Annotated in this window: 19 protein-coding genes; 13 read left to right on the top strand and 6 right to left on the bottom strand. The window is 59.9% G+C overall.

Going from position 1 to position 22,540, the window contains the following annotated elements:
* Positions 1–72 precede the first annotated feature (72 nt).
* Positions 73–471: a GFA family protein gene (locus AC1P02_RS17030; protein WP_485182730.1), complete on the bottom strand. Its 399-nt coding sequence runs from the start codon at positions 469–471 to the stop codon at positions 73–75.
* Positions 472–732: 261 nt separating this feature from the next.
* Between AC1P02_RS17030 and AC1P02_RS17035 the strand changes: the two genes are divergently transcribed.
* The gene (locus AC1P02_RS17035; RefSeq protein ID WP_485182731.1) at positions 733–1,137 is read left to right on the top strand and encodes a hypothetical protein; all 405 of its coding nucleotides are present in this window, start codon (positions 733–735) and stop codon (positions 1,135–1,137) included.
* A gap of 143 nt (positions 1,138–1,280) precedes the next feature.
* Here the strand turns inward: AC1P02_RS17035 and AC1P02_RS17040 are convergent, their stop codons facing one another.
* Together AC1P02_RS17040 and AC1P02_RS17045 are read right to left on the bottom strand one after the other, a co-directional pair.
* A complete protein-coding gene (locus tag AC1P02_RS17040; RefSeq protein WP_485182732.1) occupies positions 1,281–2,732 on the bottom strand; it encodes a chitinase in 1,452 nt (483 codons plus the stop codon).
* Positions 2,733–3,067: 335 nt separating this feature from the next.
* The gene (locus AC1P02_RS17045; RefSeq protein ID WP_429179210.1) at positions 3,068–4,297 is read right to left on the bottom strand and encodes a methyltransferase; all 1,230 of its coding nucleotides are present in this window, start codon (positions 4,295–4,297) and stop codon (positions 3,068–3,070) included.
* Between the two features lie 254 nt (positions 4,298–4,551).
* On the opposite strand from AC1P02_RS17045, the gene AC1P02_RS17050 reads away from it, so the two are divergent.
* The gene (locus AC1P02_RS17050; RefSeq protein ID WP_017412092.1) at positions 4,552–5,130 is read left to right on the top strand and encodes a PhnA domain-containing protein; all 579 of its coding nucleotides are present in this window, start codon (positions 4,552–4,554) and stop codon (positions 5,128–5,130) included.
* Between the two features lie 185 nt (positions 5,131–5,315).
* On the opposite strand, the gene fadJ is transcribed toward AC1P02_RS17050, so the two are convergent.
* The gene (gene fadJ / locus AC1P02_RS17055) at positions 5,316–7,466 is read right to left on the bottom strand and encodes a fatty acid oxidation complex subunit alpha FadJ (RefSeq protein WP_485185477.1); all 2,151 of its coding nucleotides are present in this window, start codon (positions 7,464–7,466) and stop codon (positions 5,316–5,318) included.
* Complete coding sequence (gene fadI / locus AC1P02_RS17060; RefSeq protein ID WP_005311309.1) at positions 7,466–8,776, bottom strand: acetyl-CoA C-acyltransferase FadI; 1,311 nt, start codon at positions 8,774–8,776, stop codon at positions 7,466–7,468. Before fadI ends, fadJ begins: the two co-directional genes overlap by 1 nt.
* Before the next feature lie 182 nt (positions 8,777–8,958).
* Here fadI and AC1P02_RS17065 point away from each other — a divergent pair, with 182 nt between their 5' ends.
* The 11 genes from AC1P02_RS17065 (at position 8,959) to AC1P02_RS17115 (ending at position 21,341) form a co-directional block, all read left to right on the top strand.
* Complete coding sequence (locus tag AC1P02_RS17065) at positions 8,959–9,909, top strand: AAA family ATPase (RefSeq protein ID WP_021140047.1); 951 nt, start codon at positions 8,959–8,961, stop codon at positions 9,907–9,909.
* A 13-nt stretch (positions 9,910–9,922) separates the two neighbouring features.
* A complete protein-coding gene (locus tag AC1P02_RS17070) occupies positions 9,923–10,816 on the top strand; it encodes a DUF58 domain-containing protein (RefSeq protein WP_485185479.1) in 894 nt (297 codons plus the stop codon).
* Positions 10,801–11,367, top strand: a complete 567-nt coding sequence (locus AC1P02_RS17075; RefSeq protein ID WP_485182733.1) for a DUF4381 domain-containing protein — start codon at positions 10,801–10,803, stop codon at positions 11,365–11,367. The genes AC1P02_RS17070 and AC1P02_RS17075 overlap by 16 nt, the downstream gene beginning before the upstream one ends.
* The gene (locus AC1P02_RS17080) at positions 11,364–12,359 is read left to right on the top strand and encodes a VWA domain-containing protein (protein WP_485182734.1); all 996 of its coding nucleotides are present in this window, start codon (positions 11,364–11,366) and stop codon (positions 12,357–12,359) included. Before AC1P02_RS17075 ends, AC1P02_RS17080 begins: the two co-directional genes overlap by 4 nt.
* A gap of 24 nt (positions 12,360–12,383) precedes the next feature.
* On the top strand, positions 12,384–13,889 hold the full coding sequence (locus AC1P02_RS17085) for a VWA domain-containing protein (RefSeq protein ID WP_485182735.1): 1,506 nt from the start codon (positions 12,384–12,386) through the stop codon (positions 13,887–13,889).
* Positions 13,883–15,421 (top strand): BatD family protein, encoded by a 1,539-nt coding sequence (locus tag AC1P02_RS17090; RefSeq protein WP_485182736.1) that lies wholly within the window; start codon positions 13,883–13,885, stop codon positions 15,419–15,421. Before AC1P02_RS17085 ends, AC1P02_RS17090 begins: the two co-directional genes overlap by 7 nt.
* Before the next feature lie 36 nt (positions 15,422–15,457).
* Positions 15,458–16,048, top strand: coding sequence for a sigma-70 family RNA polymerase sigma factor (locus AC1P02_RS17095; RefSeq protein WP_011898743.1), 591 nt, complete (start codon positions 15,458–15,460; stop codon positions 16,046–16,048).
* Complete coding sequence (locus AC1P02_RS17100) at positions 16,041–16,781, top strand: DUF3379 domain-containing protein (RefSeq protein WP_485182737.1); 741 nt, start codon at positions 16,041–16,043, stop codon at positions 16,779–16,781. The genes AC1P02_RS17095 and AC1P02_RS17100 overlap by 8 nt, the downstream gene beginning before the upstream one ends.
* Before the next feature lie 408 nt (positions 16,782–17,189).
* Positions 17,190–18,476, top strand: a complete 1,287-nt coding sequence (locus AC1P02_RS17105) for an outer membrane protein transport protein (protein WP_087755651.1) — start codon at positions 17,190–17,192, stop codon at positions 18,474–18,476.
* Between the two features lie 253 nt (positions 18,477–18,729).
* Positions 18,730–19,986 (top strand): outer membrane protein transport protein, encoded by a 1,257-nt coding sequence (locus AC1P02_RS17110; RefSeq protein WP_485182738.1) that lies wholly within the window; start codon positions 18,730–18,732, stop codon positions 19,984–19,986.
* A gap of 131 nt (positions 19,987–20,117) precedes the next feature.
* Entirely contained in the window at positions 20,118–21,341 is a 1,224-nt protein-coding gene (locus AC1P02_RS17115) for an EAL and HDOD domain-containing protein (protein WP_034524016.1), read from the top strand.
* Here AC1P02_RS17115 and AC1P02_RS17120 read toward each other — a convergent pair.
* Complete coding sequence (locus tag AC1P02_RS17120; RefSeq protein WP_485182739.1) at positions 21,338–22,501, bottom strand: acetyl-CoA C-acyltransferase; 1,164 nt, start codon at positions 22,499–22,501, stop codon at positions 21,338–21,340. The genes AC1P02_RS17115 and AC1P02_RS17120 overlap by 4 nt on opposite strands.
* Between the last annotated feature and the right edge of the window lie 39 nt (positions 22,502–22,540).

A 22,540-nucleotide genomic window follows, 5' to 3' on the forward strand; every position in this document is an offset into this window, starting at 1 on the left:
CTGCACTAATGAAGCGGCTGAGTGATCCGCACCCGGCACGTCATATCACATGAGCGGATCAAGAAGGCGACATCATGGCTTGGGCGCAAACTGCTCGAACACCTGCTGGCCGGTCAGGGTGGGCGTCTCGTTCTTCAACTCGTAAAAGTCAGGCTTCTCATCGATGAAGATCTGGCTCGTTAGCTGGAACCTTTCCATCTGGAAGAGGCCAGCTGGCACTATGTACTCATCCGTCGGCAGCAGGTGATAGAAGAGGTGAGTGCCGCAGGTGGGGCAAAATCCGCGCTCCGCCCACTCCGATGATCGATAGGCGACAGGGGCGATCCCGGTGAAGCGCACGTCCGCACCGCAATGCACCGCAAACAGCGGTCCACCCGACCAGCGCCGGCAGGTGGTGCAGTGGCAGAGATTGACCTCCTGATGACCTCCGGTCGACACAACGATGCCGCCGCACAAACAATGTCCTTGCATAACGCCTCCCTAACAAGATGGGTCCAAGCCGTTCTTCGGCCAGATTTCGCATCAGATGAGTACCATGCCTGTCACGTCCTCGCCATTAACTGCCTCACAAAACACCAATGAAACATGGTTATACCAACGACCTCGGCGACATGATAATAAATAGCGTATTGCCATCTGCCATCTGCCATCTGCCATCTGCCATCTGCCATCATGGCCATAAATGGGGCGCAGATATCGCACGACAAATATCCAAGCAACAGGGGATCACTATTGAAAAAGTTTGAGTCAGCGGCCTTGCTTCTGATCGGTGCCGTGATGGGGGCAGGTATAGTGTGGCGATATGATCATATGTCAAATCCAATACGGGATACCTTGCCAATCAGCCTTGAGCAGGTGTTTCGACACGCCAATACAGACATCATGGTTGAGCGTTTTTCTTGTGAGGGAGATACGGCAGCCAATGTTGGCGCAGTGATTGCGTCTATCTATGAACGTAATGCGCTGAATCGCCTTAATCAAACCAGTTACCTTTGCTCAGGTAATGAGTGCATGTTATCCGTCAGCAATTGCAAGCCGTGGCAGTCATCTGAATGCAGTTCCAGAATATTGAAGTTCGGGCTGCTTAGCCAAGAAGAGATTGATACATCTTCGTTTACTTGCATCGATGTACCTTAGCCGCAGGTATATATAAAAACCGCCAATCCATTAAATGGGTTGATACTAAAAACCACAATAGAAGGGAGGCAAGATGCCTCCCTTCTCATTATTTCGTCACATGCAAGACTGATGACGTCAGTACAGTGAAAAATACACGTATCTCACTTGGCCGGCACCAGCGCCCAGGGATCGCCCTTGCCGGGTTCATTACCCTGAGTCCACCATTTGGCCTGATAAACAGCCCCCTTATGACTGACCTTAGCCCCCGCCGGATAAACCTTGGTGATATCCCAGGCAGCATGCCCGTCAACGGGCGGATCAACCGGATCGACCGGTGCGGGATCGAGCTTGGCGACAATGCGCACTTTCGGCCAGTTGGCATGGGAGCCGTAAAAGTTGGTCACACACTTTTCGTAGTCTCCCGGCACCAGGGCAGAATAGGCGGTCTGAAAACCCACCAGCTCACATTCGAAGGAGTAACCGCCGGGTCTGTCCGGGTAGTACTTCCAGTTGCCATCCCAGTTGGTATAAAGCACATCGGTGGCGCCGTTCAGATTCAGGCTGCCGTAGGGGGTCTGCTGCCAGCAGGTGTTCTTCTCGTCGGCCTTGACGGGGATCTGGTAATGCTCGGCCAACCCCTCCCAATAACGGATCCGGTTGACCGGCTGGCCCTTGTCCTTGTTCTGTTCACCACACTCTATGCCGCCATTGATGACGTTGATAGTGGTGCCAAAGCCATAGCCGATGCCGGCCGCTATCTCGCGCTGGGAGGGCACCCAAGTGCGGTCAATTACATGCAGCATGGCGGGCTTGGGCGCCTGGGGGGTGAGGAAAAACCAGATGGCGGACGCCAGGTTCAACCAGGAGTCGGCCACCAGCCCCGGGTTGTTGAGCAGCACAGAGGCATCGCCGTCAAACATCGCCTCGGAGAAAGCGCCGTAGTTAAAGTGATAAGAGAGCTGCTTGGCGCCGCGACCGAAATAGCCCTGCCCCGTACTGCAGGGCCACTTCTTGTTCTGCCAGTCATTTTGCCCACACCCAGTGGTGTAACCCGCCTGCCCCTCTGACCAACCCATTTCACGCACATGCACCAGTGCCTGTTGCCACTCCTCCAGCGCCAGCGGATTATCAGAAATATTGTCTTTGCTGATATGACCACCCGTCTCCTGGGAAAAATGGGCGAAGGCGGTCACTATGGATTTTTTGCAGATAGCATCCGAATCCCGGCCATCGGTATATTCACCACAAAAAGCTGGGAATTTACCTATGGCCCGCAAGAAGCGTTCATAGGTATATTCCGGCGCCGCCATCTGGGTTAAATATTCCCAGTCAGACTCCGTGAACACCCGCTCGACCCGCTTGACGTTATCCGGGTTGCTGGCCGCTCTTGGCATGATGGCATCGACAATATTATTTGGCCGCGTCGCCAATGCTTTTGACCAGACGCCATACATGGGATTAGCAGTTTTGCTTTTTTCAACGACGGCCAATTCTGGCGCAGCAATCACATATCCACCGGCATTTTGTGGATCAGGCTGAATATTCATGGCGGCATAACTTGGCAATGCACAGGCAGCAGCAACTAACCAGGCTGAGTGCTTGGGTTTGAACATGGGTCACAGTCCTTGTCTCGGAAAAGTTCATACCGAGAATAGGCCTTTTTATAACTAAATTCTCATCAAAAATTAAGAAATAAAACGATTCTGTGAGCCATTTCACTTAGTGGCCGTGGGCCATGAAAAGCATATAAAAAGAGAGACTGAATGTCGGCCTGATACGTGGGCATACCACAGGGATGTCGAAACAGGATAGAGAAAGACAAGAGCGGCATGATAATCGCCCTGCCTCACCCTCTTATCCTGGCCACTGGCCATGACAATGACTTGTCTGATGATCCCCGGATTGCCCCGCTGGCCGCAGGGTAATCCGGGGCACGCCACTCACAGGTTCATGCGAGCGAGGATCGCACGGCACGGATCAAAACATTGCGCGGCGTCATGGGCTTGTCGCAGAACTCTCCCACTTCCACCCGGTAGCCATGCTCTTGCAGGAAGAGCGCCCGATCGAGCACCAACCAGATCTCGAGCGGACGACGAAACAGATGGCGCACCAGCTCCATGCGAGCGACATCGCCATAACGCGCCTCCCCCTGCGCCAGAAAAGCGGCAAGATCCATCCCCGCAGGCAGGGCTATCCCCTTGCGCTCGGCCGCCCATTCACAAAACGCCTCGAAGCTGCCGGTGAGCAGACTTTTTTGCATATTGGGCACCGGCAGGTATTCGTTAACCCCGCGCACCTGGCGTTGCAGGCAGTCAAAACCGAGCCGCCATACCACCTCCTGCTCGCGCAGGCGGGAGATGCGCGCGCCAGCCGTGACCGTTTCCTGCAGCGGCAGCCGCAGATCCGCCTTGGCAAGCGCAAGCGCGCTGGCCTTGGCAGCAGCAGACAAGGGGGCATAGTGGGTGCCGCGGATCAGGTGATAGCAACAAGGAGAGATGGTCACTCCCTGAGCGCCGCGCTCTGCCACCAGCGACAGCAGATGAGTGTGCAGCTCGCCACAGGCGTGCAGCGCCATGGCGTGGTGATCCGTGACGAGCAACTGGCCGGCATCTGCCGCAAAGGCATCCGCCTGCACGAAATGCATGCGAGCCCCGTCGCGGGCCGCCAGCCGACGGCCCTCTTCACAAAGCGGGCCTTGCAGCTCCAGGCTCAAGATCTCTGCCTGCCGATGCAGGGAGACCAGCCGCCCCAGATGGCCCTTGCCTGCGCACCACTCCAGATAAGGACCTTGATGGGGTGGCAGGCAGCCGGTAAAGGCTTCTATCTGCGCCTGCTTGCGACCCGGCATGTGCAGCGCCATCTCCTTGGCACACTGGATGGGCTCCGGGGTAAATAGCGCAAGTTCACTCAAGGCGTGTAGCGTCTCCCCCGCCGGGATCCAGGGGGCGAGCAGGTCGCACAGGGCCCCCATGTCACCATCGAGCCGATTGATCTGCTCAAGGGGCATGGCGTTGAGCTGCGCTGCCAGCGCAGGAGCCTCGTCGGCAAAAGCCAGGTTCAGGTGATGATAGGGTTGGTATTGCCACCAGCGCCGGGTCTCGGTCAGCAATCTATCCAGTTGTTGAAAACGTTGAGCCAGCACGCTTGCCCCTGCCTTGCAGTCAAAAAAGAGGCTCATTTTAGCGATCCCTTCCCAAAAAGCACTCGCCAATGCGGATAGGCCGCCATGAGACCGGGCTTGGGCCTGACCGGCGGTCATTAACCCTGGCCTTGCCCCGGCAGGCAACTATAAGCACAGGCGTCAACCAGACAAACAACCCGGAGCCCGGGCCTTGGCCTGACAAAGAGAGGGGTTTTATGCTATATTCCGCCCCCTCTTTACCCTGGTTCGCTCAAGGCGGGCCATTTTACCAACATGAATGGAACCAAAACATGACCATCAATGCCATCCTGCAAGCGCGCGCGGGCGCCAAGTGTGAACTGTGCGGCGCCGAACAGGCACTGACTGCCTTCGCTGTGCCCCACTCACCGGCCAGCGATGATGATCACAGCCTTGCCCTGTGTGATACCTGCCGTGGCCAGCTGGAACAGCCGGACACCACAGTGGTCAATCACTGGCGTTGCCTGGGCGACAGCATGTGGAGCCAGGTTCCTGCCGTGCAGGTCATGGCGTGGCGTCAGCTGAAAGCCCTGTCCGGCCAGGGCGAAGTGTGGGCGCAGGACATGCTGGACATGATGTACATGGAAGACGAGACCAAGGCCTGGGCCGAAGCTGGCCAGGCTGGCGACGATGACGACAGCGTACCGACCCTGGATTCCAACGGCGCCGTGCTGGTCGAAGGGGACTCGGTTACCTTGATCAAGGATCTGGACGTCAAGGGCGGCGGCTTCACCGCCAAGCGCGGCACCCTGGTCAAGGGCATCCGCCTGACCAACAACCCGCTGCACATCGAAGGCAAGGTCAACGGCGTACAGATAGTGCTGGTCGCCGCCTACCTGAAAAAGGCCTGACTCCTCGGCTTGAGGATCTAGCCGATCGCAGTCACATCCCGTGCAAGCCACCCTAGCGGGATAGCAATACAAAAAGACCCCCCTCATGCCATTGAGGGGGGTCTTTTGTTATCCGAGGCAACAGGCCACCACTTTCATCCTGCTCGGGCCATTAGGCAGAGCATGGATCAGGTTTCCGACAAGCGTTACCCGTAGAAACGCTGCTGCTCCGCAGCCATTGCCTTGAGGCGATCGCAGGGGGCAAATCGGTCGCCATAGCGTTTCTGGTAGTGCTCGAGACGCTCCACCAGATGGTCGATGCCGAGGGTGTCCATATAACGGAACGGGCCACCGAGGAAGGGCGGGAAGCCGATGCCGAAGATGGCACCAATGTCGCCATCTCGCGCCGAGGCTACCACACCGCTGTCCAGCGCCATGGCTGCTTCATTGAGCATCATCAGCACGCAGCGCTCGGCAATTTCCATCCTGGATTGCTTGGGTGCAGGCTTGACCCCGAGCACGGCGTAAACGCTCTCATCGACCTTTTTCTTGCCCTCTTTGCCGGTGAGCCGATTGCGTGGTGCAGCCTTGCCATAGAGGTAGAAACCCTTGCCGTTCTTGCGCCCCTTGCGATCGTCTTGCAGCAGCTTGTCGAACGCCTTGGGTGCCTGGAACTGCTCGCCACCCAGCTCTTTCTCGAGGATGGGGGAGATCTTGGCCCCCACGTCTATCCCCACCTCATCGAGCAGGGTAATGGGGCCGACCGGAAAGCCGAAGTCCAGCAGGGCATTGTCCAGCACTTCCACCGGCTCCCCTTCCAGCACAAGGCGGGCCGCCTCGTTCATGTAGGGCGCCAGGATGCGGTTGACGTAGAAACCGGCCTCGTCTTTCACCACTATCGGGGTCTTGCCCTGGGCACGGGCAAACGCCAGCGTGGTGGCCACCGTCTCGGCGCTGGTACCGGCGTGGGGAATGATCTCGGCCAGCGGCATTTTGTCCACCGGACTGAAATAGTGCAGCCCCACGATCCGCTCCGGGTGCGCCGCTTCTGCCGCTATCTGATGGATTGGCAGGGAGGAGGTGTTGGAGGCAAACACAGTGTGTTCACCGCATTCGCGCTCCACCTCTTTCACCATCTGGTGTTTGAGAGCGAGATCTTCAAACACCGCCTCCACCACCATGTCTACCCGATGGAACCCGGAGTAATCCAGGGTACCGGAGAGCAGGCTCATCTGTTTTTCCAGCTCGCTGCGCAGGATGTGACGGCGCTTGAGCTTCTTGGCCAGAATGTCGTAGCTGTAACGCATGGCATTGCCAATGCCGGCGCTCGCTACATCCTTGATCCGCACCGGCACCCCCGCCTTGGTGGCGGTGACGAAGGCGATCCCGCCCCCCATCAGGCCCCCGCCCAGCACGGCGGCATGGGTGACCTTGCGTGGCTCGGCACCCTGATAGGTGACCTCTTTCTTCATCTCGGTAGTGGCAAAGAAGAGGGAACGCAGGACGGCGGATTCTGCCGTCATCACCAGCTCGCCAAAGTGGCGGGATTCAGCGGCCAGACCGGCCTGCATCCCTTCTTCCACGCCGATGCGCACCACCTCCAGGATCCGCTCCGGCGCCGGATAGTTGCCGCGGGTTTTGCTCATGACGCCTTTGCGTGCCTGATCGAACAGCACCTTGCGACCCAGCGCATTGGTTTCCAGCACCTTTCCTTGCAGATCCCGTTTCAACTGATGGCGGGGCTTGCCCTGCTTGGCCAACTTGATGGCAGCATCCAGCAGGATAGAAGGCGGCACCACATCGTCCACCAGCCCCAACTTCTTGGCCTGTTTGGCCCGCACCTGCTTGCCGGTCAGCATCAGATCCAGAGCCTTGGCCACGCCGATGAGGCGCGGCAAACGCTGGGTCCCGCCAGAACCTGGCAGCAGGCCGAGCTGTACTTCCGGCAATCCCAGCACGGTTTTGCCGTGGTCGGTCACCACACGGCCATGGCAGGCCAGTGCCAGCTCCAGCCCGCCACCGAGGCAGGGGCCGTGAATGGCGGCGATCACCGGAATGGCCAGCGACTCGATCTCGGCGAAGATGATCTGCCCTTCGCGAGAGAGGGTCTGGGCATCTTCGGCACTGGTACAGGCCGCCAGCATGCTGATGTCGGCACCTGCGATGAAGGAGTCCTTCTTGCCGGAGACCACCACCAGCCCGATCAGCTCGCTGTTATTTTTCACCTCGGCCAGCACGGCACGGATCTCGTCCACGAAGGCGGCCTTCAGGGTATTCATGCTCTCGCCTGGTACGTCCATGGTGAGGATACCGATGCCATCCTGACGTACCGTCAGGGAAAAAGTCTTCGCACTCATCATTCCACCTCCAACACCATGGCCACACCGAGCCCGCCCGCCGCACAGGCGGTATTGAGCCCCAATCCCCCACCCCGACGACGCAACTCATGAAGCGTCTGGGTGATCATGCGCGCACCGGTCGCGGCAAAAGGATGACCATAGGCCAGGGAGCCACCGAGGACGTTGAACTTGTCCATGTCCACTTCACCTATGGCTTGGCTGCGCCCCAACTTGTCACGGGCAAACTCGGCGCTCGCAAACATTTTGAGGTTGGCCAGGGTCTGGGCGGCAAAGGCTTCGTGCATGTCGATCAGGGTCAGATCCGCGAGTGTGATGCCAGCGCGCTCCAGCGCCAGCGGCGTCGCATAGGAGGGGCCCATCAGCATGTCTTGCCATACGTCGATGGCGGAAAACGCGAAGCTGCGAATATAGCCGAGCGGTTCCAGCCCCAGCTCTTTTGCTCGCCCTTCCCGCATCAACAGCACGGCGGCGGCACCGTCGGTCAGCGGGGTGGCGTTGGCAGCAGTGACTGTGCCATGCACCCGGTCAAACACGGGTTTGAGCTTGGCGTAGCTCGCCAAATCCGAGCTCTCGCGGATGTTGTTGTCCCGCTCCAGCGGCGACTTGTAGGGGGGCACGTGGGCGGTGAACACCTCGCCGCTCAGCTTGCCATCGGCCCAGGCTTGCGCCGCCAGGGTGTGGGAGCGATGGGCCAGCGCATCTTGCGCCTCGCGGCTGATCTGGTGGCTCTTGGCCATCTGCTCGGCAGTCTGTCCCATGGAGAGGCCGGTGGAGTATTCAGCCACGGCAGGGGGAACCGGCATCAGGTCCTTGAGTCGCAGTGCACGCAGAATATTGAAGCGCTGCTGCAGATTGCGCGCCTTGTTGAGATCCACCAGGGCGCGGGCCAGCTTCTTGCTGACCCCGATGGGCAGCACGGAAGAGGAGTCGGCACCACCGGCGATGGCGATGTCGACCGTGCCGGCCATGATGGATTCAGTGACGTTGGCCACCGCCTGGAAACTGGTGGCGCAGGCACGAGACACGCTATAGGCATCCGTGGTGACGCTCATGCCGGTACCGAGCACGATTTCGCGGGCTATGTTGGGCGCTTCCGGCATCTGCACCACCTGACCGAACACCAGCTGGTCGATAAGCTTGGGATCGAGGCTGGTACGGGCGAGCAGTTCACTCACCACCAGCTTGCCAAGATCCACCGCAGGCACGCCGTGGAAGGCGGTGGCCTGTTTGGCAAAAGGGGTACGCAGACCCGCCACGACGGCAATCCGTTCGCCCTGGCGAGTCGTCAGTTTCAATGGCTGTTTCATCCTGGCTCCTTGGGTTAAAAGGCAGAGGTCTGACCTCATTGGGCCACATCTTAACAATCCACTCACAAATTTCATACGGCTGATTGAAACTAAATTGCCGTCATCTTGGCCCCCTCCCTCGCCCTCTTGGAACAACTGGAGTATAAAAAGAACAACGTCCATAAAAACAACGGGTTCATCCCATGGCAGCGGCCGAGTTCAGACAACTGAGAGACTATCTGGCAAGCCAGATCCTGGGACAGGGCGCCCTCATCGAGGGGCTACTGATCGCCCTGCTATGTGAAGGACATGTGTTAATCGAGGGGGCGCCCGGCCTTGCCAAAACCCGTGCAGTCAAGGCACTGGCCAGTGCGGTGGAGGGGCGCTTCGCCCGTATCCAGTTTACCCCCGATCTGCTGCCTGCCGATCTCACCGGCAGCGAGGTGTTTCACCCGCAAGATGCCAGCTTCGTGTTCCAGCCCGGCCCCCTGTTCAATCACCTGGTGCTGGCCGATGAAATCAACCGGGCTCCCGCCAAGGTGCAATCCGCGTTGCTGGAGGCGATGGCCGAGCACCAGATAACGGTAGGCAAGAAGAGCTGGCGCCTGCCGCCGCTCTTCATGGTCGCAGCGACCCAGAACCCCATCGAACAGGAGGGGACCTATCCGTTGCCGGAGGCCCAGCTCGACCGCTTCTTGCTTAAATTGATGGTGGATTACCCGAGCCCCGCCATGGAGCTCGCCATCTTGCAGCTCAACGCCCGGGGCGAGCAACTAGCCCCCCCGCCAGTGACCCTGAGTCAGGCCGATCTGCTGGCAGCCCGCACCGGCGTTCAAGAGGTACAGATGCAGGGGCGGCTCGAGCACTATCTGGTGCAACTGGTGTGCGCCACCCGCCCGGGTAGCGGCCTGTGCCCCGAGCTTGAACCCTTCATTGCCGTCGGTGCCAGCCCCAGGGCCAGCATAGGCCTGGCCCGCGCCGCCCGCGCCCAGGCCTGGCTCGCCGGACGGGATTTCGTGCTGCCGGAAGACATACAGCAATTGGCCCCCGCCATACTGCGCCACCGCCTCATTCCCAGTTATCAGGCATTGGCCGACAATCTCGATAACGACACCCTGATCGCCCGGCTACTGGACGCGATACCATGCCCCTAGCAACCCCATGCCCATGACCAGACCGGACGATCCCCGCGCACACCCCGATATTGCCCTCACCCTGGCCCAGTTGCTGGCCATCAGGCTGTGGGCGAGACAGGGGCCGAGGGCTCGCGTCCAACCGGCCCAGCAGGGCAGACTTGGCCGCATGCCGGGGCTCACCTTTCGCGAGCTGCGCGCCTATCAGGCGGGGGATGAGGTGCGCCACATCGACTGGCGGGTCACTGCCCGGCTGGGGCGCCCCTACACCCGACTCTACAGCGAGGAGCAAGATCAGGCCCACTGGCTGCTGATTGATCTCTCCCCTGCCATGTACTTTGGCTCACGGATACAACTCAAGGCCCGGCTGGGATGTGAGCTGGCCGCAGCCCTGCTGTGGCAGGGAGAGAAACAGGCCAACACCCTGATCTGCCACGGCGCAGAGCTTCATATCCACCCCCAGCGCGGCTCTCTGGTGCCCTTGCTGGAAGCGCTTTGCCATCACTATGACGAGGGGCTGGATCGCACGCCGTTGCAATCGCAATCCCTGGCCCGGACGCTGGCGCGACTCAGCCTGCCTCACGGCGCCAGATTGACACTGATCACCGACCACCAGCCTTGCGATGAGTCGCTCAGCCAGCAGTTGCAACTGCTCGGGCGGCGCCACGACATCCACTGCTGGCAGATCCGGGATCCGCTGGAGGCGAGCCTGCCAAGCCAGGGACGGCTGGCCGTGCAGGCAGTCAGGCAGAACGGCTGGCTCGATGCCACTGAGCCTGGCTTTGCTCATCGCTACCAGCTGGCTGCCGAACGTCTGGCCCGCCAGTGCCACCAGCAATTACTGCCGCTGGTACAACGCCTCTACCGGCTCGACAACGGCCAGTCGCTGCAACAGCAGTGGCAGGAGGGTGCATGTCGTCTGTTTTGAGCATGCTGCTCGCCAGCGCATCCACTGCCGTGGCCACAATCCCGCCCCTCTCACCTCTGGCGGCGCAACTGCGTGACATACACCCGGGCCCCATGCTGGTCGCAGCATCAGATCCCCGTATTCAGGGCTGGTGGGGGCTGCTGATCACTCTTCTGATTGCCGTGCTGATCTGCATGACGCTGAAAAACCTTGGACGCTATCGCCGCTGGCAGCGACAAATTGACTGGGAGGCGCCGGATCTGGTGCCACGATTGCAAACCGTGCTGCGCGAAGCAGCCCTGCGCCGCTGGCCCGAGGTGCGTACCTTGCAAGGGGATGCCTGGCTCGCGTTTCTGGACAGCAAAGGGGGCTGCCGCTTCAGGGAATTTACCCTCCAGTGGCCCCAATGGCTCTATGGCCAGGGGGCGCCAAACGCCAGGCAACTCAAGGCACTGCGCTGCGCCTACCTGAGTTGGGGGCGAGCCTGCATCTGGCTGCCATCCGGGATGGCCGTCTTGCTCAACCGCTGGCAGCAAGGTGTCAGGCACCTGCGTGACCGGAGGCCATCATGATCCTCGCCTGGCCCTGGTTTGCGCTGGCGTTGGTGCTGCCATTGCTGGTGCGCTTCGGCCTGCCGCCACTCTCTGCTGACAAACAAAACCGAACCCTGCTGTTGCACGACGGCTTTCCCCTGCTGCGGCCCCATGCCGGCCAGCCACTCTGGCGGATGACGCTGTGCTGGTGCGCCCTGGTGCTGGCCCTGTGCCGTCCTCAATGGCAGGAGCCCCCCCTGGTCACTTACCAGAGCAGCCGGGATCTCATTTTGGCGGTAGACCTTTCCGACAGCATGCGCACCCAGGACATGCTGGATCAGGGGGAGCAGCGGGACAGGCTCAGCGCTGTGCGCCAGCAGATAAGCCGACTGATCGAAACCCGCCCCGGCGATCGCATTGCCCTCATCGTCTTCGCCGATCACGCTTACCTGCTCTCCCCCCTGACCCAGGAGACCAAGGCCCTGCTGACCTTGACCCATGAGCTCGATTTTGATCTGGTTGGCCGCACCACTGCGCTGGGAGAAGCCATACTGCTGGCTCGCCAGCATGCAGATCCCAAACGCCCCACTGCCCTGCTGCTGGTCACAGATGGCCGCAACACGGCGGGCAGCGCCGATCCCCTAAGTGAGGCCCGGCGGGCTGCCGCCAGCGGCATGACCCTCTACACCCTGGGGGTGGGTGCCGACCCCGATACCTTCGTCGACGCGCTGCAACCGGCGCAAAGCGACCCCAGTGCAGAGCTGGACGAGGCCCTGCTGCAACAGCTGGCCAAGGTGGGTCAGGGCCGCTATTTCCGCGCCAGGACCCAGGGCGATCTCGATGCCATCAACCAGACCCTGGATACCCTGGAGCCTGCCACCACGGCCCGAACCCGCTATCTGCCGAACCGGGAGATCTATCCCTGGCCCCTGGCACTCGCCTGGCTGTTGCTGATGTGGCCCGACCGTCTGCACTGGCCCCGCCTGCTGCGTTTGCACCCCCAACTGCAACGGGGAGACACCCATGATTGATCGCCATTGCCCCGGATGGCCATCATGGAGCTGATACTGCTACGCCCGCTCTGGCTGCTGGCCCTGTTGCCCTGGTTGTGGCAGGGCTGGCGTCGTCGCAAACAGGCCCCTCTGCTTGCTCCCGCCATGCAGGCCTACCTGCTGCCGGGACGCCACCGCACCCGTCCCTGGCTCTGGCTGGCCTGTCTGCCCGTCATACTGGCTTTGAGTGGCCCCGCCCTGCGCCAGCAGAGCCAGTCCATTGCATCCCCCGCCCTCGACATCTGGTTGCTGGATCTCTCCCGCTCCATGCTGGCAACCGATCTGCTGCCGGACCGGGCAACCCGGGTGCGCCTGCTGCTGCAAGATATGCTGGCCGAGGCCCTCCCGAACAAAGAGGGGCGCCCCATCGCCCTTATTCTGTTTGCCGGTGATGCCTACCTCGCCATGCCTGCCACCCGGGATCATCAGGCCATAGCGCTGCTGTTGCCCGACCTGCGTCCGGCCATCATGCCCAAACAGGGGAGCGCCCCCGAGCGCGCCGTGGCGCTGGCCCTCAGCCAGATAGCCCCAGGCCAGCGTGCACGACTGCTGCTGATCAGCGACGGCCTCTCGGCAAGACAGGCTGACCGGATCCGCGCACTCTGGCCCTGCCAGGGCGAGCTGTTTTGCCATGAAGGTGCAGCGCCACGCCTGGATATATTGCTCGCCAGCGGCGGCAAGGCCAGCCGGTTGCCCCCCGTCTCCGGCGAAGTGCAGGGCTTTGGTGCAGCGCTCGGCCGCGAGCTGCCAGCCACCGATGTGACGATCATGCAACAGCTTGCCCGCGAGCTGGGTGGCCAGTTGCAGTGGTTGCAGGCGGGGCTTCCACGCTTTGCACCGCTCCCCATGACCCAGACATTGACGGCCAATCAGTCGCAGGATCTCGGCCTCTGGTTGTTGCTGCCCCTGCTGCCATTGGCTCTGCTGGCCCGCGTCGGCACACTCTGGCTGCTGTTGCTGGGGACCGGATTCGGGATCCTCAACCCTCAGCCCTTGCAGGCCGCTCCCACTACCTCCTTATCCGTGCAGGAGAGCCAGGCCTGGCACGCCTATCAACAGGGACGCTATCTGGCTGCAGCACGCGACTTCAAGGATCCGATCTGGCGTGGCAATGCCTGGTACAGAGCCGGCGACTATGCCCAGGCCGCCGCCGCCTATGCGAGTGCAACCAGTGCCACTGCTCACTACAACCGGGGCAACGCACTGGTGCAACTCGGTAACCTTGTCGCTGCCGAGCAAGCCTATCTGGCTGCGTTGGCGAAGGAGCCCAATCACGAGGATGCACGCTACAACCTTGCTCTGCTGCGGGCTCAGCCACCGCAAGCGACCCCACAGGCGCAGGATCCCGACCCCATAGACGCTCCCGAGCAAGCGGCCTCGCCGGACAGCCAGCTCCCCCCCTCGCCACCAGTGTTGCTGCTGGAGCAGCGGCTGCGCAAAGAGGCTCAGCGCCGTCAGTTGCTCAAGACAGAATGGGGCCAGGAGTACAAAGGAGAAGAGCCTTGGTAAAGAGCGCGCCTCTTCTTCGCTTCTTACTCCCTTGCTGGCTGCTGCTCTGGCTGTTTGCACACCCAGTGCTGGCAGCGCCGCCACGGGCCGAGCTGCTGCCGGGTGCCGACAGCCGCGACTGGTTGCTTATCGTAGAAGCGGACGGTGAGCGTCAGAGCAACGAGCTCATCATCACCCCCCTGCTGCGCCAGTTCGCTGTGGGCAAGGTGACCATCAGCCGGGTCACAACGCCAGTCCACAGCCTGACCCGCTGGCAGATCCCGCTGCATACCCTGGATGCCGGTCCCCATATTGTTCCCGCACTGTCACTGGGATCGGAACAGACCCCTGAGGTGCCGTTGCCAAAACGCAGCCAGACCGGGACTCTTGTATCCGCACCCAGCCAAGCAGCCCTCTCTCCCATCGAATTGCAGGCCAGGGTGCTGCATCAGGGGCCCCTCTATCCCGGTCAGCCCTTCATCTATGAGCTCAGCCTCTGGCTGCCAGCCAACATGGAGGCCCCCAATCTCACCGAACCAGACAGTGACGCTTTTACCATACGTCGACTCGGGGATGATCAATGGCAAGCCCCGGCAGGACCGGGATTACCGGGTCGGCTGACCCGCAGCTGGCTGTTGCAAGCCCGAGCCCCCGGACTTCACCCACTGGCCTCGCCGCGTTTTCAGGGCCGTTTTCCGCAGGATAACGGCACCAGCGACCCCCTCTCGGCCAGAGCCGCTACCCTGTTTGTGAAGATTGACAAGGCGCCGGTGCAACCCGTGGCAAGCCAGCTGACCCTGAGCCAGCAGCTGAGTCCGGCTTCGGGCGCCAGGGCCGGCGAGCCGGTGATCCGCACGCTGACGCTGATAATGGAAGGGGGTGATGGCACGCGAGTCTTATCCCAACTGGCGGGGATCTCTGCGAATATGCCTGCTGGCATGCAGGCAAGGCCGGACGGAGAGCAACAACAGGAGCGCTTTCTGGCCAAAGGGGCGCTGCGTTTCGAGCGCCAGTGGCGTCAGGCCCTCACTGCCACCGAGCCTGGCGACTATCTGCTGCCAGTCATAGAAGTGCCCTGGTTCAACACCCAAAACGGGCGCATCGAACATGCTCGTCTACCTGCCATATCGGTGCACATGGATGCGACCACGCCCGCAGAACGCGGACCTGTTGGCCCCAGTGATGAGAGCCTCTACTGGGTTATCTGGGCCCTGCTGCTACGCGCACTCTGGCAAGGGTGGCCACGTTGGCACGCCTTCTACCGCTTGCAACAAACGCTGCAGCGCGCAGATGCAAACCATGCCAGACAGGCTCTGCTAAAGTGGGCCGGTCTGCGCTGGCACCGGCGTCATGCCCACCTCACCACCCTGCCCTGTCGCCAGGATCCCCACCTGGCAGCCAGACTTGCCGCGCTGGAACGGGCCTGTTTCACCGCCCATGGGACATCACTTGACAACCTGGCTTGTTGGCAAGGGCTCGCCGGCCCGCTGTGCGCGTACGAGACATTTGCGATAGCCTATGGCCTCCGGCAGCTGGCCCGACGAGGCCACTGATCCCTCAGGATCCCCCATTTAAAAGGAAGCCCAGCGATGGCGTTAGGTTTTTTCAGAAAAAAAGGTGCCACGGTCGGAAAGGATCCAACGGCTTCTCCGGTCTATGAAGGCATGGCAGACAAACAAACCAAATACGAGGCTCTGGTGCATGCCCTGCACGGGGACATCTACCGCTACGCCTACTGGCTGTGCAGAGATCCCCAGGTGGCGGAAGATCTGGTGCAAGAGACCTTCCTGCGCGCCTGGAAGGCCATTGATACGCTGGTCGATGACAAAGCCGCCAAGGCCTGGCTCATCACCATATTGCGGCGGGAGAACGCCCGCCGTTTCGAGCGCAGGCAATTTGATCTCATCGATCTCGACGAGCATCCCCAGAGCGATCCGGATGCCTTGCACAGCGAGCAGGAGATGGAGCACGAATGGCTTAGACGCCATATCGCCCGTTTGCCCGCCGAATATCAGGAACCCTTGCTGCTGCAGGTGCTGGGGGGATTCAGCGGCGACGAGATAGCGACGCAGCTGGGATTGAACAAAAATACCGTCATGACTCGCCTGTTTCGGGCCCGCAACCAGATCAAAGAGGCCATGGAGTCAAAGACACAACAAAGAGGACATACCCATGGATGAGCTGGAATTTCGCCGTCGGGCCATCACCCATCCACTGGAACAGACTCCCGAGTTTCTCGAGGCGGCGCAGGCTTCCCCTGCCAATCGCAAGCACATGGACGAGATGAAGCAGCTGGATCGCCACCTGCATCAGGCCATGGAGGTCGAGGTGCCGGCCGGGTTGGCCGAGCGTATTTTGCTCAGGCAGGCGCTGGAGGCAGAGCCAGAGGTTGTCCCGCTGCCATCTCGCCCACACACCAGCTGGCGTATGCTGGCCATGGCCGCGTCGGTCGCCTTCCTGCTTGGCATGAGTACCCGCTGGTTAAGCTGGCCACTGACAACTCCGGGAGAGCTTTCCCTCGGTCAGGTCGCCATGGCTCACGTCTATGGGGAGGAGCCCTTCATCAAGGATGTGGATGAGAAGGTGAGCCTGCGTACTATCAACGCCAAGATGGAAAAATATGGCGCCACCCTGATGGGCATGGACGGCATGAAAGTAACCTATGTCAATCACTGTGCTTTCTACCAGGGGCCGGCGCTGCACATGGTGATCCAGGGCAAGATGGGGCCTGTCACCCTGTTTCTGGTACCCAAGCATGTGCCACTGACCCTTGAGCCTAACTTCGATGATGGCCAGCTCAAGGGGGAGATAGTGCCGCTCAAGGGAGCCAACATGGTGTTGATCGGGGATATGCAGGAGTCACTGAACCCGGTGGCGCAGGAACTGGAGTCCCGTTTGCACTGGTCGATTTAACCGGGTTTAACGCGATCCTGACTCAGGCGGCGTCGTGTCCGTTATACGAGCAGACAATCCGGTTGTCTGCTCGTTCTTCTCCTTTAACGCCACAATCCTCACCCATTAGCGCCCAATCACCACAAATAGCCAAAATTATTTTTGTGATGCAGATCAGCATCAACGTTCAATTTTTACTCAATAACTGGCAAAAGAGACTGTTTAAACGCCAAGTTAAAACAAATGATTAACACAATAGACACTTTTATGTATTCTGCTGTCACTGGTCTGATTTCTTACCTCCTACCAGATCCATAGAATCACGCCAGAATTGAATGGGAAGAAGCTGAAATAACAACAGATCTTGTCGTATACGGTGGCAAAAAAGCCCTGATGCTGACAGAAAATCTGCCTACAAGAGAGAACACTATGACAACTGCCTTTTTCAAAAAAAGCCTGATCGCGGCCGCCGTTACTCTGGCCAGTACCCAAACCTTCGCTGCCGCGTTCCAGCTGAACGAACACTCGGCCTCCGGTCTGGGTCGTGCGTATGCAGGGGAAGCAGCCATTGCCGACAACGCCTCCGTGTTGTCACGCAACCCGGCAGCCATGACCCGTTTTGACAAGATGGCACTCTCCGTTTCCGGTACTTACATCAAGCCGGATGTGGATGTTGAAGGTGATATCTATGCAGGCCCCGCTAAAATGGCCAGCGCCAGCCAGTCTGATATCGCACCGGATGCCTTCGTCCCTGCTACCTACTTTATCCAGCCACTGAACGATCAGTGGGCCTGGGGTATCGGCATGTTCTCCAACTACGGTCTGGCGACCGAGTACTCCAAGAACTTCGCTGCCGGTGCAGGTGCCGGTGATACCGAGCTGCTGACCTTCAACATCAACCCGAATATCGCCTATCGCATCAACTCAAACTTCAGCGTCGGTGCTGGCATCAACGCAGTCTACGCCAAGGCCGAGCTAAACCGTTATGCTGGTGCCCTCGCCCCGGCTCTGACCGCCAAGACAGGTATAGTCCATAACAGCGACACCGCCATAGCGCACCTGAAAGGCGACACTTGGGGCTTTGGTTGGAACGTCGGCACCATGTACGAGGTAAACGAGGATCATCGTTTCGCTCTGACCTATCGCTCCCAAGTGGATTTGAGCTTTGACGGTGACTTCAAGGGTTTGAGCTCAGGCTACAACACTGTTGATGGCAATCTGAAACTGGATCTGCCGGCCCAGGCCGAGTTCGCCGGTTACCACCGTCTGAATCCGCAGTTCGCCGTGCACTACTCCGTCAACTGGACTGACTGGAGCGCCTTCCAGGAGCTCAAGGCCACCAGCAACTCCTGCGCCGGCGGCGTCTGTCTGCAAAAAGACGAGAAGTTCAAGGACTCCACCCGTTACGCTCTGGGCGGAACCTGGTACATCAATCCGTCCTGGGAAGCCCGCATCGGTTTCGCCTATGACAAGACCGCGATCGAGGCTGAATATCGCAGCCTGAGCATTCCGGACTCCGACCGCGTCTGGTATAGCGCTGGTGCCACCTACAACATCGACAAGGACATGAGTGTCGATTTCGGCATGGCCTATCTGGACGGCAAGAAAGTGGACGTGAACGAAGGCCTTACCAGCCACTCCGATCCGGTACGCTGGAAGGGTACCTCTAGCGGTACTGCTTTGCTGGCCTCTGCTCAGTTCAACATGAAATTCTGATTATTTGCAGAACCAAAAGAGCGCCTACGGGCGCTCTTTTTTTATTCAACATCCTGTTTTCAGCGTACAGCTGTAGCAAACACCTGTTCACATTTCCTTTTTTATCAAGCCATTAGCCCCCTACTTCTCAGCATTTAATCTTGTTTTACACCCCACAGGGCTGAGCCCGTTGCCTTACTGGTCATACCATATAAAATCCTGCACCCGACCATAAGACCGATTGAACCCAGCGTTCATTTTCAAGGACAACGCAATGCACTCCTTTATGAAGCCATCTCTTGTCGCCCTGCTGGTACTGTCAAGCCAGGCCCAGGGAGCAGGTTTCCAGCTGGCCGAACAATCCGCTACCGGCATGGGCCGCGCCTTCGCAGGCGAGGCAGCCATCGCTGACAACGCCAGCGTGCTCTCCCGCAATGCGGCCGCCATGACTCGTTTCGATACAGTGGCTTTCTCTGGTGGTTTCATCTATGTCCGCCCCGACGTCAACATAGAGGGGACCACCCGGGTGCCTACCGCCATGGGCCCGGTCAATCTGGATGCAGCAGCCCACGATATTGCTGGCGATGCCTGGGTCCCGAACGCTTATCTGATAGTGCCGCTCAATGAGCAGTGGCGACTGGGGCTGGCAGCCACCTCCTACTACGGCCTCGGCGTCGAGATGCCGGATAACTACAATGCCGGTCACTTCGGCAATATCTCGGACATCAAGACCCTGGATTTGAGTGCTTCGCTGGCCTATCGCATCAATCAGATGTGGTCTGTCGGCGGCGGCCTTTCCGCCATTCAGGGTGAGGGAGAAGTGGGTGGCACCTTCCCTTCCAACAACAAGATAGCCAAACACCTGAAAGGGGATGGCTGGGCCATGGGTTGGCACCTGGGCACTCTGCTGGAGCTGTCAAAAACAACCCGCCTTGGTCTCTCCTACCGGCATGATGTGACCCTGACGCTCTCCGGCGATGCCATCGGCATCGAGCAAAATGGTCAGGCGTTTACCGACACCGGCAGCCTGGATCTGCCCCTGCCCGCCACGGCCGAGCTGGCTCTGTTCCATCAGTTGACCCAGACCCTGGCCCTGCACTCAAGCATCAACTGGACCAACTGGAGCAAATTCGTGCAGCTCGAATCCGAGCTCGACAATCACGGCATCATGCACATCAAGGATGAGCACTGGGAAGACAGCTGGCGCTATGCGCTGGGCCTGACCTATCAGCTGGCACCACAATGGCAACTGCGTTCAGGTATTGCCTATGATCGCAGCCCGGTCCCGGCCGATCGCCGCACCATCTCCATCCCTGACTCGGACCGGGTCTGGTACAGCGCCGGTGTGGGCTATCAGGTTGATCGCAACCTCTCGCTGGATCTGGGCCTGACGCTGATCGATGGCAAGAAAGTGGGTGTGTCCGAGACCATGGAGCTCAAGCCGGGGATCCCGCAAACCACCTCTACCTTCCAGGGCACCTCGGAAGGGGATGCCTGGCTGGCTGGCCTGCAGCTGAACTATCTCTTCTAACCGGCTCTTCCAACCCCGGTACCCTCCCATTCAAGCACTATGCCAGTTATTGACTGTTTCCGGTTCCGCAGCGCTGGCATAGTGCTCATCTTCACAATAAAATCAATCCAGTACTCACGCTGGAGAGATGCATGTATTCATACGTAGCAAGGCAGCCCATCCTGGATCGGGAGTTGAACACCTATGCCTATGAGCTGCTGTTTCGCGACAGTCTGGATAATGTGTTTCCGGTGATTTCCTCCCAGCAGGCCACGGCCAGACTGGTGGTCGAGCAATTTTTGCAACAGAACATCGATCAGTTGCTTGGCGGGCGCCCCTGCTTTATCAACTTTCCCCACTCCCTGCTGCTGGAAGGGCTGGCGGAATGTCTGCCACAAGAGAAGGTCGTCATCGAAATTCTGGAAGATGCAGATCCTGACGATGCTTTGCTGGCCAAAGTGCAGCAGTTGCATGAGCTTGGTTATCAGCTGGCGCTGGACGACTTCACCATGTCGGACGAATGGGAGCGCTTCCTGCCCTATATTCACATCATCAAGTTCGATCTGCGCGCCACCTCGCTGTTGCGGATCAAGGTGTTCATCCAGCAACACCAGCATCTCAAGCTCACTTATCTGGCGGAGAAAGTTGAAGACAAGGCGGAGTTTGAACGAGTGAAGCGGCTCGGTATCGATCTGTTCCAGGGGTTCTTCTTCAGCCGTCCCGAAATGGTGAGGCAGACCACAATGCAGCCCGCCCAGGTGGTGGTGATGCAACTGCTCAATGTAGTCAACCAGGAGGAACCGGACCTCAATCGTATCGAACAGCTGCTGAGCCAGGATATCTCGCTATCCCTCAAGTTGTTGCGTTACGTCAATCACCTGAAGAGCCACGCCAACCCCATCTCCTCGTTTCGCCAGGCGGCCGTTTATCTGGGGCACACCCAGCTCAAGCGCTTCGTGACCCTGGTCGCCGCCACCAGCGCGGGCCATGGCAAGAGTGCCGAGCTCTATCAGATGTCCATGATCCGGGCCCGCTTTTGCGAGCTGCTGGCGCACACCCATGCCCCCACCCAGGAGGCGCAGCAAGCCTTTATCACGGGTCTGTTCTCTTTGCTGGATGTCTTGATGGAGCAGCCGATGGACAGGCTGCTCGGCACTATCCCCCTGATCGAGGAGATCCGGGTCGCCCTGCTGGAACGCAAGGGAAACCTGGGTTTCTACCTCTCGTTTTGTGAAGATTATGAGAGTGCGAACTGGCAGCGCATTACCGCCAGAACGGCCCGACTCGGGCTCAATGAAGAGAAGGTCAGCCAGCTCTATCTGGCCGCCACCGCCTGGGTCAATCAGCAATTCCAGGCCATGGCGGAAACAGATTAGCTCAACTCGATGGCGACGGCAGTCGCCTCCCCTCCACCGATACACAGGCTTGCCACACCCCGTTTCAGACTGCGCGCATGCAGTGCATGAATGAGCGTAACCAGAATACGGGCACCACTCGCCCCCAGTGGATGCCCCAGTGCGCAGGCCCCGCCGTTCACGTTCACCTTGTCATGAGGCAGGTTGCAACCCGCCATGGCCAGCATGCTGACCATGGCAAACGCCTCATTGATTTCGAATAGATCGACCTCTTCCGCCCGCCAGTCGATCTTGGATAGCAAGGCATTGATGGCGCCGATGGGCGCATTGGTAAACTCGGCAGGCGCAGCGGCATGACTTTGATAACCCACCAGATGGGCCAGCACAGGCAGGCCCAGCTGCGCCGCCATCTCGGCTCGCATCAGGATGAGCGCCGCCGCTCCGTCCGAGATGGAGCTGGCATTGGCAGCCGTTATGGTGCCCTGCTTGCTGAATGCCGGTTTCAGATGGGGGATCTTGTCGGGCCTGGCCTTGGCAGGCTGCTCATCCTCGGCGAGCAGCAGGGTGTCACCGACAGTAACCCGGGCCAGCTCGGCCTTGAAAGCACCGCTCTGCTGGGCAGCCAGCGCACGCGTCAGGGAAGCGATGGCAAAAGCGTCCATGTCGGAGCGGGCCAGACCGGCGCGATCCGCACTCAACTGGGCATAATGGCCCATCAACTGGCCTTCGTAAGCATCCTGTAAGCCGTCGAGGAACATATGATCCAGCACGCTCTGATGCCCCATGCGAAAACCGCTGCGCGCCTTGTCGAGCAGGTAAGGCGCCCGGCTCATGCTCTCCATGCCACCGGCGATCACTATGTCGGTGTCACCCAGACGCAAGCTGTCTGCCGCCAGCATCACCGCCTTCATGCCGGAACCACACACCTTGTTGACAGTGGTACATGGCACACTCTCCGGCAAACCTGCCTTCAACACAGCCTGACGGGCGGGCGCCTGCCCCACCCCGGCACTGAGCACATTGCCCATGTAGGCTTCATCGATCTGCTCCCCCTTGAGCCCGGCTTGTGCCATGGCGGCAGCAATGGCGCAAGCACCGAGCTCGGGGGCGGTCAGGTTGGCCAAGGCTCCCTGGAAGGCCCCCATGGGGGTACGCTTGGCCGCAACAATCACAATATCCATCAATTGCACTCTCCTTGTTACATGGACATAACATATGCT

The sequence above is a fragment of the Aeromonas sp. TS_SC_11 genome (assembly GCF_057318915.1).